This window comes from Streptomyces nymphaeiformis, assembly GCF_014203895.1.
Classification (GTDB): Bacteria; Actinomycetota; Actinomycetes; order Streptomycetales; family Streptomycetaceae; genus Streptomyces; species Streptomyces nymphaeiformis.
Map to the genome: position 1 here is coordinate 793724 of NZ_JACHJY010000002.1, position 12280 is coordinate 806003.

The window sequence follows — 12280 nt, forward strand, 5'->3', positions numbered from 1 at the left end:
GGGCGATGGAGAGTTGCGGGCGCCGCTACTTCACGTATCGCTCGGCGAAGTCCGCGAGAGCGTCCACCATCGCCTCCAGCGAAGGCCCCGGCGGCGTCAGCGCGTGGACGTCGTTCATCCAGGGCGCGCAGAACAGATCCGTGACGCCCCACTCCTCCAGCCGGGCGCACGTCGTCGGGGTGGGGTCTGCCAGTACGGCGAGCATCGTCCGGAACGGCCGGTCGGCGGTGCCCGCCTTCTCGCGGGCCTGCCGGAGGCGGCCGAGGACCTTCTCGGCGTCCTCCATCGTGTAGTAGATGCCGATCCACCCGTCGTTGCGGGCCGCGCGGCGTAGGGCGACGTCCGATTCGCCGCCGACGTAGACCGGGATCGAGGTGGCCGGGGTGGGGCAGATGGATGCCTTGGGGAGGGTGTAGTTCGGGCCGTCGATCTCGACGACCTCGCCGGACCACAGGGCCTTGAGTGCTACGAGCATCTCGTCCAGACGCCTGCCGCGTTCGGCGAACGGCTGGCCGGTGGCCTTGAACTCGTCCTCGCACCAGCCAGGGCCGACGCCGAGGGCGACCCGGTGCCGGCCTCGGGCGTCCTGGGAGAGGCAAGCCGCGGTGCCCACCGACTTGGCGACGGTGAGCAGGTCGCGGACCGGGGCCACGTAGACGTTGGTGGTGAACCGCAGGCGGGTCGTCACCGCTGCCATGGCCGCGATGGCGGTCCATGGGTCCGGCCAGTGTGTGGCGGCGGTCCAATAGCGGGAGCCGTCGGGGGTGTAGGGGTAGGGCGCCGAGAGCTCGACCGGGTGGAACAGGTGGTCGGGGACGGCGATGCCCTCGTATCCGTGCTCCTCGGCGGCCCGAGCCAGGCCGATGAGGTGGGCGGTGTCGCAGAAGGCCGGTGACAGCCAGAACTTCATGGCCGCGCTTCCTTGTCTTCAGGGGTTCCGGACCGGCGCAGGCGGAGCCGGGACAGGACGGAACACATGCCTGACGGACCGTCAGGGATCGTGGCTCGGTCGATGATGGCAGGGCTGGGAGCGCCAGAACAAGAGCGTTGCGGTGATGATCTAGGTTCTTGTGCACTTAGTCATGAGGAATCAACTGCGCTATTGACAGGTATTTGCGGTCGTCTCACGATGCCCCATGCGTTCTTACGCACATTGCCATCGTCATTCCCCATGCGCAGGACCCGACTCCCTGGGAGTGCGAATGCCACTCGTCCCCCGCTGCTCGACCGCCCGTCGCCTGGACTGCCGGTGACCACCTCGGACCCCGCCGGGACCCCGCCGTCGGCTGCCGGGCTGGCGGCCGGACTGATGGAGGCCGAGGCCGAACGCGCCCAGGAAGCCCGCGCCGGGCAGGAGATTCTGTTCGCCGACGACCTCCTGCCCGGCGTCGGCGGTGAACATCTGACCCTGCGCCAGGGGCTGGCCGCCGGCGGCTCGGCGACGTTCGTCACCTTGACCGCCCTGGCGGCGTTCGACGAACTGGAGAGCGCGACGCTCGGGGTCCTGGCCCCCGACATCCGGGACTCCTTCGGGATGAGCGACGGCGCGATCGTGGCTCTGTCCGCCGCCTCCGGGGCGTTCCTGGTGCTCGGTGCGCTGCCGATGGGCCGGCTGGCCGACCGGTGCCGTCGTGGCCGGGTCGCCGGATGGGCCGGCCTGGCGTTCGCCGCGATGGTGGTCGCGAGCGGATTGGCCGCCAACGCCTTCCTGCTGTTCCTGGCCCGGCTCGGCGTGGGGGTCGCCAAGTCCAGCACGCTGCCCGTCCACGGCTCGCTGAACGCCGACACCTACCCGATCGCCGTTCGCGGCCGTCTCGCCGCCGCCGGAGGGTTCGCCGGCCGCCTGGCCGCGACGCTCAGCCCCCTGGCGGTCGGCGGCATCGCCGCACTGGCCGGCGGGACCGAGGGCTGGCGCTGGGCGTTCTTCGCCCTCGGCATCCCGACCGCGGTCGTGGCCCTGCTCGCGTTCCGGCTGCCCGAACCCCGGCGCGGCCAGAACGAGATGAAAGCCGTCCTCGGCGAAGTCATCGACCACGAGAGACCCATGCCGATCTCCCTTGAGGCGGCTTTCGCCCGCCTGATGCAGATCCGCACCACCAGAACCGTCATCCTGGCCTTCGCCGCCCTGGGTTTCAGCCTGTTCACCGGACCGGTCCTGACGAACCTGTGGATGCAGGACCATTTCGGCCTCAGCACCTTCGCCCGCGGCGTCTACGGCACCCTCGGCGGCCTCGGCGTGCTGGCCGTCCTGCCGTTCGTCGGGCCCCGCTACGACCGCCTGTACCGCACCGACCCGGCACGCGCCCTGAGACTCGTCGGCTACCTGATCCTGCCGACCGCCCTCATCACGCCGATCCAGTGGTTCATGCCCACCGCTCCCGCGTTCGTCATCCTGCAGATGCTGCCACTGATCCTGCTGTCGACCGCCTTCGCGATGACCGGCCCGGTGATGCAGTCCGTATCGCCCTACCGGCTGCGCGGCCTCGGCATGGCACTCGCCGCCGTCTACATCTTCTTCATCGGCGCCACCGGCGGATCACTGCTGTCCGCACTGTTCCTGGCCTCCTACGACGCCCGGGTCGCGGCGCTGGTGATCGGCGTCCCGTCGACGCTCGTGGGCGCCGTCCTGCTGATCCGCAGCGCTTCGTACATCAGGAACGACCTGTCCCTGGTCGTCCACGAGCTCCGGGAGGAACTGGCCGAACAGGAACGTCAGGCGCAGGCCCCGGCCAGTGTCCCGGTACTGCAGGTCGCCGACATCGACTTCGCCTACGGCAACGTGCAGGTGCTGTTCGGCGTCGGCTTCGACGTGCGGCGCGGCGAGGTACTGGCCCTGCTGGGCACGAACGGCGCGGGCAAGTCCACGATCCTCAAAGCGGTCTGCGGCCTGGGAACGCCCTCGCGGGGCGTGGTCCGCCTCAACGGACAGACCATCACCTACGTGTCCCCGGAGCAGCGCGGCCGCTTCGGCATCCGCCTGCTGCCCGGCGGAAAAGGCGTGTTCGGAGCCATGACCGTCAAAGAGAACCTGGACATGGGCGGCTTCCAGCTGCGCGAGACCGACCAGGCCCATCGCGCGGCCCGCCTCGCCCATGTCCTGGAACTGTTCCCGGACATCGCCGACCGCCTGGACCGGCGTGCCGGATCGCTGTCCGGCGGCCAGCAGCAGATGCTCGCGCTCGCCATGGTCCTGATGCACGACCCCGAGGTGCTGCTGATCGACGAACTGTCCTTGGGCCTGGCACCGGCGGTGGTGCAGGACCTGCTGACGGTGATCGAGCGCCTCAAGACGGACGGGCTGACGATCGTCATCGTCGAACAGTCCCTGAACGTCGCCCTCGCGATCGCCGACCGGGCGGTATTCCTCGAGAAGGGGCAGGTCAGGTTCGTCGGCGACGCTCGCGAGCTCGCCGAACGCGACGACCTGGCACGTGCGGTCTTCCTCGGCAAGGACGGTGCCTGACGTGCGGCCGACGACGTGTCACCCCATCCCTCAGGCTGTCGGACTCCTCAACGGCCACGGTTTCGCACGCGCCCCGCGCGCTCGGCAAGGACGGTGCCCGGCATGATCAGCCTCACCCGCCAACTCGCCGTCGACGGCCTCGTCGACGGCCTCGTCATCGGCCTGCTCGCGATGGGCGTCGTCCTGGTCCACCGCTCGACGCGCGTCATCAACTTCGCCGTGGCCAACATGGGGCTGGTCGGCTCGGCCCTCTTCTCCCTGCTCGCTGTCCGCTACGGCGTGCCGTTCTGGCCCGCCCTGCTGATCTCCCTGGTCGCCGGGACCGCGTTCGGCGCCGTCGTCGACCTGGCCGTCGTCCGGCGACTGTTCGCCGCGCCGCGCGTCATCCTGCTCGTGGCGACCATCGGCGTGGCCCAGCTCGCACAGGTGATCGTCACCGCCTACCCCGAGGTCGACGCCGCCAAGACCTATCCCGTCTGGTCCAGCTCGACCTGGCACCCACTCCACGGCGTCGATGTGACCGCCGCGCAGATCGCCGTCCTCGCCGTCGTACCGCTCGTCGTACTCGCGCTGAACCGGCTCCTCGGCCACACCGTGCTCGGCAGGGCCGCCACCGCCTCGGCCGACAACCCCGAACTGGCCCGCCTCAACGGAATCAGCCCCAAAGTCGTGTCGACCGCGGTGTGGGCACTCGCCGGGCTCCTCGCGACGATCTGCATGATCCTCATATCGAGCCGTACGGGATCGGTCACCTCTCCCGCGGCACTCGGGCCGACCACGTTGATGCGGGCGCTCGCCGCCGCCGCCATCGCGCGCATGTACTCCTTCCACATCGCCCTCCTCGCCGGCATCGGGCTCGGCCTCCTGCAGGCCGTGATCCAGTTCAACTGGCTCGACCGGCCCGGGCTGACCGACGTCATCGTCTTCGCGCTCGTACTCGTCGCCGTCTTCGCCGCCGGGCGCGGACGGGACGCCGAGAACGCGACGTTCTCCTTCGCCCCGAAGCGCCGACCCGTACCCGAGCGGCTGCGCGAGCTGTGGTGGGTCCGGAACCTGGAACGGTTCGGGCTCGCGGCGCTCGGCGTCGTCGCGATCGCGATCCCGCTGGTCGTCGCACAGCCCTCCAAGCACCTCCTCTACACGGTGATCCTCGCCTACGCGATCTGCGCCGCCTCGGTCACCGTGCTCACCGGCTGGGCCGGGCAACTGTCGCTGGGGCAGATGGCGTTCGCCGGGATCGGGGCGCTGACAGCCGCCGCACTGAGCCGGGGCCTGCGCCTGGACATCGGCGGCGAAAAGGAACTGGTCCTCGACCGGCTCACCTTCCCGACAGCCGTGGCCCTCGCAGCGCTGCTCACCGCCGCGCTGGCGGCTCTGATCGGTGTCGGCGCGCTGCGCGTCCGAGGGCTCCTGCTCGCGGTCAGCACGATCGCGTTCGCCGTGACCTGCGAACAGTGGGTCTTCCGGCAGGACGTGTTCCACGACGGCCCGACGCAGGTCACCGCGTCGTTCTCCCGCGGCCACGTCCTCGGGATCGACGTGAGCTCGCAGCGCTCCTACTCCTACGTGGTCCTGGCCGTCCTCGTCGTGGTGCTCGTCGTCACCGGACGGCTGCGCCGCACCGGCGTCGGCCGCACCACGATCGGCGTCCGCGACAACCCGGCGACCGCCGCGGCCTACACGGTCCGGGCGGCGCGCGTGAAACTGAGGGCGTTCGCGCTGGCCGGCGGTGTCGCGGGGCTCGGCGGCGCGCTGCTCGCCGGGGCGCTGCAGTCCGTTCCGTACACAGACGCCTACTTCCGCAGCCAGGACTCGCTGATGCTCGTGTCGGTCGTGGTGATCGGCGGGATCGGCTCGACCAGCGGACCTGTGCTCGGGGCATTGTGGGTCATCGGCCTGCCCGCGTTCTTCCCCGGCAACGCGCTGGTGCCGCTCCTCGCCTCCAGCATGGGCCTGCTCCTCCTGCTCCTGTACTTTCCCGGCGGCCTCGTCCAGATCGGCTACAGCGCGCGCGACGCCCTGCTGGGGTGGGCCGAGCGACGCCTGGGACCGCCACCGGCCGACCCCGTACCGTCGGCGCCGCAGGTCCTGACCCGGCCGGAACGCGACGCACTGCCCGAAGACCGGCCGGTGCTCGCGATCAAGGACATCCACGTACGGTTCGGCGGGGTGACGGCGGTCAGCGGCGTCAGCCTCGACGTCCGGCCCCATGAGATCGTCGGCCTCATCGGCACCAACGGGGCGGGCAAGTCGACGCTGATGAACGCGATCGGCGGCTTCGTTCCGGCCGCCGGAACCGTCGCGCTGCTGGGACGCGAGGTGTCCGGGACACACCCGGCGGCCCGGGCGGCGCTCGGCCTTGGGCGCACCTTCCAGGCGGCGACGCTCTTCCCCGAACTGACGGTGCGGGAGACCGTGCAGATCGCCCTGGAGGCGCGCGGCCGCAGTGGACTGCTGTCCTCCGCGCTCTGGCTGCCCCGCTCGGTGAAGGGGGAGCGTGCCAAGCGCGCCGAGGCCCGCGAACTGATCGACTTCCTGGGGCTCGGACGCCATGCCGACACGCTCATCAACGACCTGTCGACCGGTACCCGCCGGATCGTCGAACTCGCCGGGCTGCTCGCACTCGACGCCCGGCTGCTGTGCCTGGACGAGCCGACCGCCGGGGTCGCTCAGCGGGAGACCGAGGCGTTCGGGCCGCTGATCCTGGAGATCCGCCGCGAACTCGGTGCGTCGATGCTCGTCATCGAGCACGACATGCCGCTGATCATGGGGATCAGCGATCGCGTGTACTGCCTGGAGACCGGCCGGGTCATCGCCGAAGGGACGCCGGACGCGGTGCGCCACGATCCGCGGGTCGTCGCCGGCTACCTGGGGACCGACGAGCGGGCCATCGCGCGCAGCGGATCGTCGGCGACACCGTGAGAGGGAGGCGTGTGACACAGCACTGAGGCGGTGTGGGCTCCGAGAGCCCACACCGCCTCAGTGCCGGGTCACCGCGAGGCGAAGAGGGCTTTCAAGGCGCGCGCCGCTTCGGCCATGGCGGTGCGGGCGGTCTCGGACAGGCCGAGCATGTCGAAGGTGCCATGGGCGAGGCCGGCGACGTCCTGGTGGACCACGGGGACACCGGCGGCACGGAGCCTGGCCGCGTAGGCGGTCCCCTCGTCACGCAGCGGGTCGTATTCGACGGTGACGATCAGGGCCGGAGGCGTGGTGGACAGATCGGTGCCTCGAAGCGGGGAGACACGGGGGTCGGCCGGGTCATCGCCGGCCGTGAGGTAGCGCTCGACGCAGCGGACCAGTTCAGCGGTCTCGAAGAGGTAGCCGGTCCCCAGTGCTTCGCGTGACGGATAGGCGTCGGTGGTCAGGTCCAGGTCGGTGGCCGGGTAGACGAGCATCTGGGCGGCCAGGGGGACACCGTGGGAGCCGACGGCCTGGGCCAGGACGGCGGCGAGGTTGCCGCCGGCGCTGTCGCCACCGACACCGATGCGGGCCGGGTCGCCGCCGAGCTCCGCGACGGTGCCCCGCACCCAGGCGAGGGCGGCGGCGCAGTCGTCGAGACCGGCGGGGAAGGGCGCCTCGGGGGCGAGGCGATAGCCGACGGACACCACGACGACCTCGGCGAGCGAGCACAGGGCGCGGGCCGCGGTGTCGGCGGTCTCCAGGCTTCCGGAGCACCAGCCGCCACCGTGCGCCCACAGCAGGGTGGGTACGGGGGAGGACGTGGTCCGCGCCGGCCGGTACACCCGTACCGGAACCGGACCGGCAGGGCCCGGGACGGTGTGGTCTTCGGCGGAGGCGACCGTGCTGCGCTGCTCGGGCGGAGTGGTCAGGGCGGCGCCGACCTCGACCAGCTCCCTGGCCTCCTCGATGGTGAGGTCGGGGCCACCGATCACCTCGGGCGGAGCCTCGGCGATCATGGCCATGAGTTCCTTGATCTCGGGAGCGAGGGGCATGGGCAGCTTCCTTTGCGTCAGTGTCCGGCCGGGACCGCCGGGACGAACCTGTTGGTGGCGGGGTCGTAGGTCTTGGCCTTCACCGGAATCGATCCGTTGGTGCTGGACGGGCCGTAGGTGGCGTCGTCGGCGTAGGCGGGGAGGTGGATCGCCCCGAGACCCAGGCCGGCCTGCTGAAAGGTGCTGTAGTTCAGGTCGGTGCCGGCCTTGTCGGCGATCGCCGTGAACAGCCTCAGGTTCAGGCAGGCGGTCCACAGGGAGATGCCCGGAATCGGCTGCCCGGCCGGAACGGTGCCGGGATCGACCAGTTTGCCGGCCAGGCTCGGGTCGGCGCGTTCGACGGTGGTGGCGCAGTCCTGAAGCATCGGGTCGCTCCAGACGATGTCCGGGGTGGCGACCACAGCGCCGGTCAGGGTACTGAAGTCGTGTTTCCCCGAAGCCGCCTGATAACCGCCCGGCGCGTCGGTGAACAGCAGACGCGGGCGCCACGTCGTCTTCTCCAGGACCAGCGGCAGCGACTGTGCGGGGGTACCGGTGAGCAGCAGCGTGTCGGCGCCCGCGGACCGAGCCTTCTGCAGGAGGACGCCGGTCTGCTGGGCGAGTGTCGCGGCGTCGACGCCGAGCGACTGCAGGTAGCCCGTCGCCACGGGGGTGACCCCGGCCTTGCGCAGTGCGGGCAGCAGCGAGTGCTCGACGGAGCTCTGGTCCTCGGCCGTGCCCACGACCGCGATCTTCCGCCCCGCGAGGTCTCCCCGCTCGGCGAAGACCTGCACGACCTTCGCGATCAGATCGCTGCCGGCCAGTTCGCTGAACCACGGGGCCTGAGCCTGCGCGTACATGTCCTTGGGCTGTTGCCCGCCGATGACCGCGGTCTTGTTCGTCCGGGTGTAGCAGGGGATCTGGTCCGGCCCGGCGAAGGTGCCGAGGACGGCGAACACCTTCTCGTCCTGGGTGAGCTTCACACAGGTTTCCTGTGCTGCGGCCGCCGAGACGACGTTGAGCTTTCCGAACACGGGTACGAGTCTGCGCCCGTGGACGCCACCGCCCGCGTTGATCTTGTCGATCAGTGCCTTGTATGTGGCCTCGTAGTCGCCGAGGTCCACATCGAGGAAGGCTTTGACGCTCGCCAGGTCGGGGTAGGTGATGCCGATCTTGATGCTGTCCGCCGTCACGCCGGGGGCGTTCCCGGACTTCACGATGCCGGAGGAGCTGCCCGGGGAGGGAGTGCTCTGGTCCTGGACGGTGCAGGCGGTCGCGGTCAGCGCCAGTACCGCGGCGCCGACGGGCACGACCGTGGAGATGCGCCGACGTGGTCGGCGGGATCGCGGGAGGGCCATGCGAGCACGTCCTTTCGAGGCTGCCGCACAGGCGGCGGGTGCCGCGCCAGACAATTGTCTGCGGGCGCCGGAATCTATAATCGGCGCCCGCAGAAAACAAGGGCGCCGCGGCGGGGATCCGTGGAGGCCCTACGCTCGGGCCGACGAGGAGGTACGTGATGGACGAGGCCAAGCGCAGGCCAGGGCGCCCGAATCTGATCGACCGCGGCATGATCGTCGACGCCGCGCTCGCGATCGAGGACGCCGGCCGGGCGTTGAGCATGCAAGCGGTCGCCGACCGGCTCGGGGTCCCCCGAGGCACCCTCTATCACCACGTGGCCGACCGGGAGGAGATGGCCGCGCTGGTCGCCGTCGCCCGGCTGGAGGAGGCACTCGACGAGTCCTGGATGCCCACCCCCGACGCCGACTGGCAGACCTGGCTCACCGCGTTCGCCCATGCCATGCGTGCCGCGCTCGTCGACCACGCCACCCCCGTCGACTTCGTCCTTCTGGAAGGCCGCAGCGGACGCCGCCAACTCGCCCAGGTCGAGACCGTCCTGACGGTCCTGGTACGCGCCGGCTTCAGCCCCGAGGTCTCCCTCCGATGCCTCACCTTGCTCGTCGAGGTCGTCCAGGCGCACGTCCGCGCGGTCTTCGTCGCCCGGGCGAGCGGCCCGGAGCAGCAGCGTGCCTCTCTGCCCGCGATCCTGGCCTCCGCCGGTCAGGAGTTCCCGCTGCTGCGGGCCGGGATTCCGGACGACCCCGACCCCGCCGAGCAGTTCACGTTCGACCTGGCCGTCGTCCTCGCCGGGATCGCGGCCCTTTCGGAGCAGGGCGCCCCTGGGTACGGGGCGACGCCGCCCCTACGCTGAGCTCAGGAGGGGCTTCCCGGCATGCCCCGTCACCGTAGGGATGTGCTGTGTATCTGGATTCGCTGATCCTCGGACTGCTGTCCCTCACCCGCTTCTCCGGCTACGACCTGAGGCAGTGGATGGACGGCAGGCTCCGGTACATCGGCTACCAGGTCCAGGGCCCGCAGATCTATCGGCGGCTGGCCAAACTGGTCGAGCGCGGCTGGATCGAGTTCGAGGTCGACCCGCGCGACGGCGGGCCCGACGCGAAGGTGTACTCGCTGACCGAGGAGGGCCGCGAGGCGCTGTGGGAGTGGGCCCGCTCGCCGTATCAGCCGTCGCCGCGCCTGGCGGACCCCGACTTCGTGCTGCGCTTCCTGTTCGCCGGCCTCCTCGACCGGGATCTCGCCATCTCGGTCGTACGCACCGAACTGGAGTACCGGCTCAACGACGCCAGTCCGACCGGGACCCTGGACGAGGTGTCCGCAGACTTCCGGCCACAGCTTCCCGAGATCGACCCCGCGTGGGCCCGGCAGCTGTTCATTTCCGCCCACGAATACGGGTTCTCCCAGCACGCCTCCTACATCACCTGGCTGCAACTCACGCTCGCCCGCCTGCAGAACCACCGCACCACCTGAAGGAGCCGGGCGCTCACGCGGTCTGCTCCTGCCTGTCCCACTCGTCCAGGGTGCGCAGCGCGTGGGCGCGGATGGCCGGGTGGGGGTCGTGGGCGGCGCGTTCGAGCGCGGGGAGGGCCTGGGTTCCGGCGCTCCGGCCGAGGTTCTCCAGGGCCGCGTGACGGACCGCGGGCGCGGGGTGGTGGACGGTGAGGTGTTCCAGCAGCGAGGTGTTCCGGTCGTCCGCGAGGTGGCCGGCGAGGTCGCAGAGCAGGCGGTGTGCGGAGACGGCCCGGCTGTGGTTCGTGCGGGTGATGGTGGAGGTGGCGGGGTCGAAGAAGCGTTGCTCGGCCAGGGGGTCGGGGTTGTCGAGGAGGAGGTTCAGCGACACCGACAGTTCGGTGGGGTGGTGCTGGGTGTGGATGTCACGGCTTGCCCGGTAGTACATGATCTTGCCGGGCGGGAGCGTGGTGTGTTCGAGGTAGGTCAGGTCGACGGGTTCGCCGGGGTGGCCGTCGACGGCTGTGGGGTCGTACTCCCAGATGGTGGTGGCGTATCCGGGGCCGAGGTGTCCGACGGTCAGGAACGAGAAGTTGTGGTCGTGCGGGGTTTCGTAGGAGTGCAGGGCCTGTTCCTCGCCGGCGGTCAGTGAGCTGGGCGGCATCCAGATGTTGGCGCGGACCAGGAAGCCCTCGCCTCGGCCCAGGAGCAGGCTCTGTCCCGCGTAGCGGTTGTCGGACTGCCAGGTGGCCAGGTCGGCCAGCTCCTGGTTGAGGTGGTCGACCAGCAGGTCGGTGTTGTCGCTCAGCGCGCGCAGCGCCCCGGCGGATTCCAGGATGGAGTCCGGGTCGTGGGGGTCGACGGTGGCGCGGATGTGGTCGAGGTAGTCGGCCAGGTCCAGGGTTCCGGACTCGGCCGGGGTCAGGGTATGGGTCACCTGGAGGCCTGACTCTCCGGGACCAGGGCCTGGACCGCGGCCTGCCGGACCTCGGGATGCGGGTCGTGGGCGGCGACCTGGAGGAGTTGTCGGCAGGCCTCCGGATCGACGTGGTGCACGGCCCGGATCGCCTCCCACCGCACCTCGTGCGACGGGTGCCCGGCGAGCGATCGCAGGACGGGCAGGGAGGAGGGCCGTCGGCAGGCGGCGAGCAGGCGGACGGCGTACGTCAGGCGGGACGCCGTGCCGTCCGCGCTGATCATCCGCACCGGCCCGAGCGTGGCCCGGTCGTAGACGAACCGGTAGGACAGATGCGGATCGGCCGCGAACACCAGGTGCACCAGCCCTGTGTCACCTGCCGTCAGACGCGCCACCTGGGAATCCGCGCTCAGGGTGAACACCTGCCCCGGCCGCAGAAGGTGCCGGCCACGCGGTGTGAGCCGAGCCGCCGGGTCGAGGAGATCGGGGCGGTTCCCGGCCGGCCGGCCGAAGCACTCCATGCTCCCGCCGTCCCGTGCGCCGGAGGGGACGGCGAGCATGTAGTCGGCCGCTGAGGTGACCAAGAGGTTCTCCGGCAGCGAAGGCACTGTCGCCCGCAGCGTCAGAGACCAGCCCGACCCCCGCGCAAGCACGAAGGACCCGCCGTCGAACCCCGCCACCCGGTGCCGGGGCCCGGCCTCGACAGCGCGGCGCAACAACCGGTGCACCGCCTCCATCACGGTGCCCGACCGTGCCAGCTCCCCGAACAGGCCACGGCAGCCGGCCGGCGACGGCCGCGCGGCGTCGGTAGTCAGCTGCCGGTCGACCCGTTCACCGAACGCGGCGAACAGCCCGTCACCCGCCGAAGGACCGGAGTCCCTCGGCGACGTGACCTCATCAGCCATCGCTACTGCTTCTCACCGCCGTCGGAGACGCCCCACCCGAAGATGGTCGGCTCCCACGCGACCAGGTTCTCGACCGATCCGACCGCGCCACCGACCGGCGCCACGGGCGTCGCCAGGTCGGGAAGCTCACCCTCGCCGCAGGAGCCCACCGGGATGCCGGCCGAGGCACCCGCTCCCGTACCCGCTACGGCCGTGTTCTTGACGACACCACTGCTCACGTGCTGACTCCCTGATGACTGAAGAACTGGACCAGTACTCG

General features: G+C 70.8%; 10 protein-coding genes. 4 read left to right on the forward strand and 6 right to left on the reverse strand.

Annotated features, from left to right (window positions below; all coding sequences use genetic code 11):
• Positions 1-25 precede the first annotated feature (25 nt).
• The gene (locus GGE06_RS09265; RefSeq protein ID WP_116156981.1) at positions 26-910 is read right to left on the reverse strand and encodes a TIGR03619 family F420-dependent LLM class oxidoreductase; all 885 of its coding nucleotides are present in this window, start codon (positions 908-910) and stop codon (positions 26-28) included.
• Between the two features lie 339 nt (positions 911-1249).
• Between GGE06_RS09265 and GGE06_RS09270 the strand changes: the two genes are divergently transcribed.
• Positions 1250-3463: an ATP-binding protein gene (locus tag GGE06_RS09270; RefSeq protein ID WP_312883070.1), complete on the forward strand. Its 2214-nt coding sequence runs from the start codon at positions 1250-1252 to the stop codon at positions 3461-3463.
• Positions 3464-3565: 102 nt separating this feature from the next.
• The gene (locus tag GGE06_RS09275) at positions 3566-6385 is read left to right on the forward strand and encodes an ABC transporter permease subunit (protein WP_184930493.1); all 2820 of its coding nucleotides are present in this window, start codon (positions 3566-3568) and stop codon (positions 6383-6385) included.
• Between the two features lie 68 nt (positions 6386-6453).
• Here GGE06_RS09275 and GGE06_RS09280 read toward each other — a convergent pair whose 3' ends face one another.
• Together GGE06_RS09280 and GGE06_RS09285 are read right to left on the reverse strand one after the other, a co-directional pair.
• Entirely contained in the window at positions 6454-7416 is a 963-nt protein-coding gene (locus GGE06_RS09280; protein WP_116156979.1) for an alpha/beta hydrolase, read from the reverse strand.
• Positions 7417-7433: 17 nt separating this feature from the next.
• Positions 7434-8753: an ABC transporter substrate-binding protein gene (locus GGE06_RS09285; protein ID WP_184930494.1), complete on the reverse strand. Its 1320-nt coding sequence runs from the start codon at positions 8751-8753 to the stop codon at positions 7434-7436.
• Between the two features lie 158 nt (positions 8754-8911).
• Here GGE06_RS09285 and GGE06_RS09290 point away from each other — a divergent pair, with 158 nt between their 5' ends.
• Together GGE06_RS09290 and GGE06_RS09295 are read left to right on the forward strand one after the other, a co-directional pair.
• On the forward strand, positions 8912-9604 hold the full coding sequence (locus GGE06_RS09290; RefSeq protein WP_116156977.1) for a TetR/AcrR family transcriptional regulator: 693 nt from the start codon (positions 8912-8914) through the stop codon (positions 9602-9604).
• A gap of 47 nt (positions 9605-9651) precedes the next feature.
• On the forward strand, positions 9652-10221 hold the full coding sequence (locus GGE06_RS09295) for a PadR family transcriptional regulator (protein ID WP_116156976.1): 570 nt from the start codon (positions 9652-9654) through the stop codon (positions 10219-10221).
• A gap of 13 nt (positions 10222-10234) precedes the next feature.
• Here GGE06_RS09295 and GGE06_RS43650 read toward each other — a convergent pair whose 3' ends face one another.
• The 3 genes from GGE06_RS43650 to GGE06_RS09310 are packed head-to-tail and all read right to left on the reverse strand — an operon-like array spanning position 10235 to position 12239.
• Positions 10235-11137 carry a HEAT repeat domain-containing protein gene (locus tag GGE06_RS43650; protein ID WP_184930495.1) on the reverse strand — a complete coding sequence of 301 codons (903 nt, stop codon included), beginning with the start codon at positions 11135-11137 and terminating at the stop codon, positions 10235-10237.
• Complete coding sequence (locus tag GGE06_RS09305) at positions 11134-12021, reverse strand: HEAT repeat domain-containing protein (protein ID WP_184930496.1); 888 nt, start codon at positions 12019-12021, stop codon at positions 11134-11136. The genes GGE06_RS43650 and GGE06_RS09305 overlap by 4 nt, the downstream gene beginning before the upstream one ends.
• A gap of 2 nt (positions 12022-12023) precedes the next feature.
• Positions 12024-12239, reverse strand: a complete 216-nt coding sequence (locus GGE06_RS09310; protein WP_116156973.1) for a hypothetical protein — start codon at positions 12237-12239, stop codon at positions 12024-12026.
• Positions 12240-12280: the final 41 nt, after the last annotated feature.

Excerpts from the sequence above, each read along its gene's own strand:
- GGE06_RS09290 (WP_116156977.1), top strand. The coding sequence starts at position 8,912 with ATGGACGAGGCCAAGCGCAGGCCAGGGCGCCCGAATCTGATCGACCGC.
- GGE06_RS09305 (WP_184930496.1), bottom strand. The coding sequence starts at position 12,021 with ATGGCTGATGAGGTCACGTCGCCGAGGGACTCCGGTCCTTCGGCGGGT.
- GGE06_RS09265 (WP_116156981.1), bottom strand. The coding sequence starts at position 910 with ATGAAGTTCTGGCTGTCACCGGCCTTCTGCGACACCGCCCACCTCATC.
- GGE06_RS09280 (WP_116156979.1), bottom strand. The coding sequence starts at position 7,416 with ATGCCCCTCGCTCCCGAGATCAAGGAACTCATGGCCATGATCGCCGAG.
- GGE06_RS09275 (WP_184930493.1), top strand. The coding sequence starts at position 3,566 with ATGATCAGCCTCACCCGCCAACTCGCCGTCGACGGCCTCGTCGACGGC.
- GGE06_RS09285 (WP_184930494.1), bottom strand. The coding sequence starts at position 8,753 with ATGGCCCTCCCGCGATCCCGCCGACCACGTCGGCGCATCTCCACGGTC.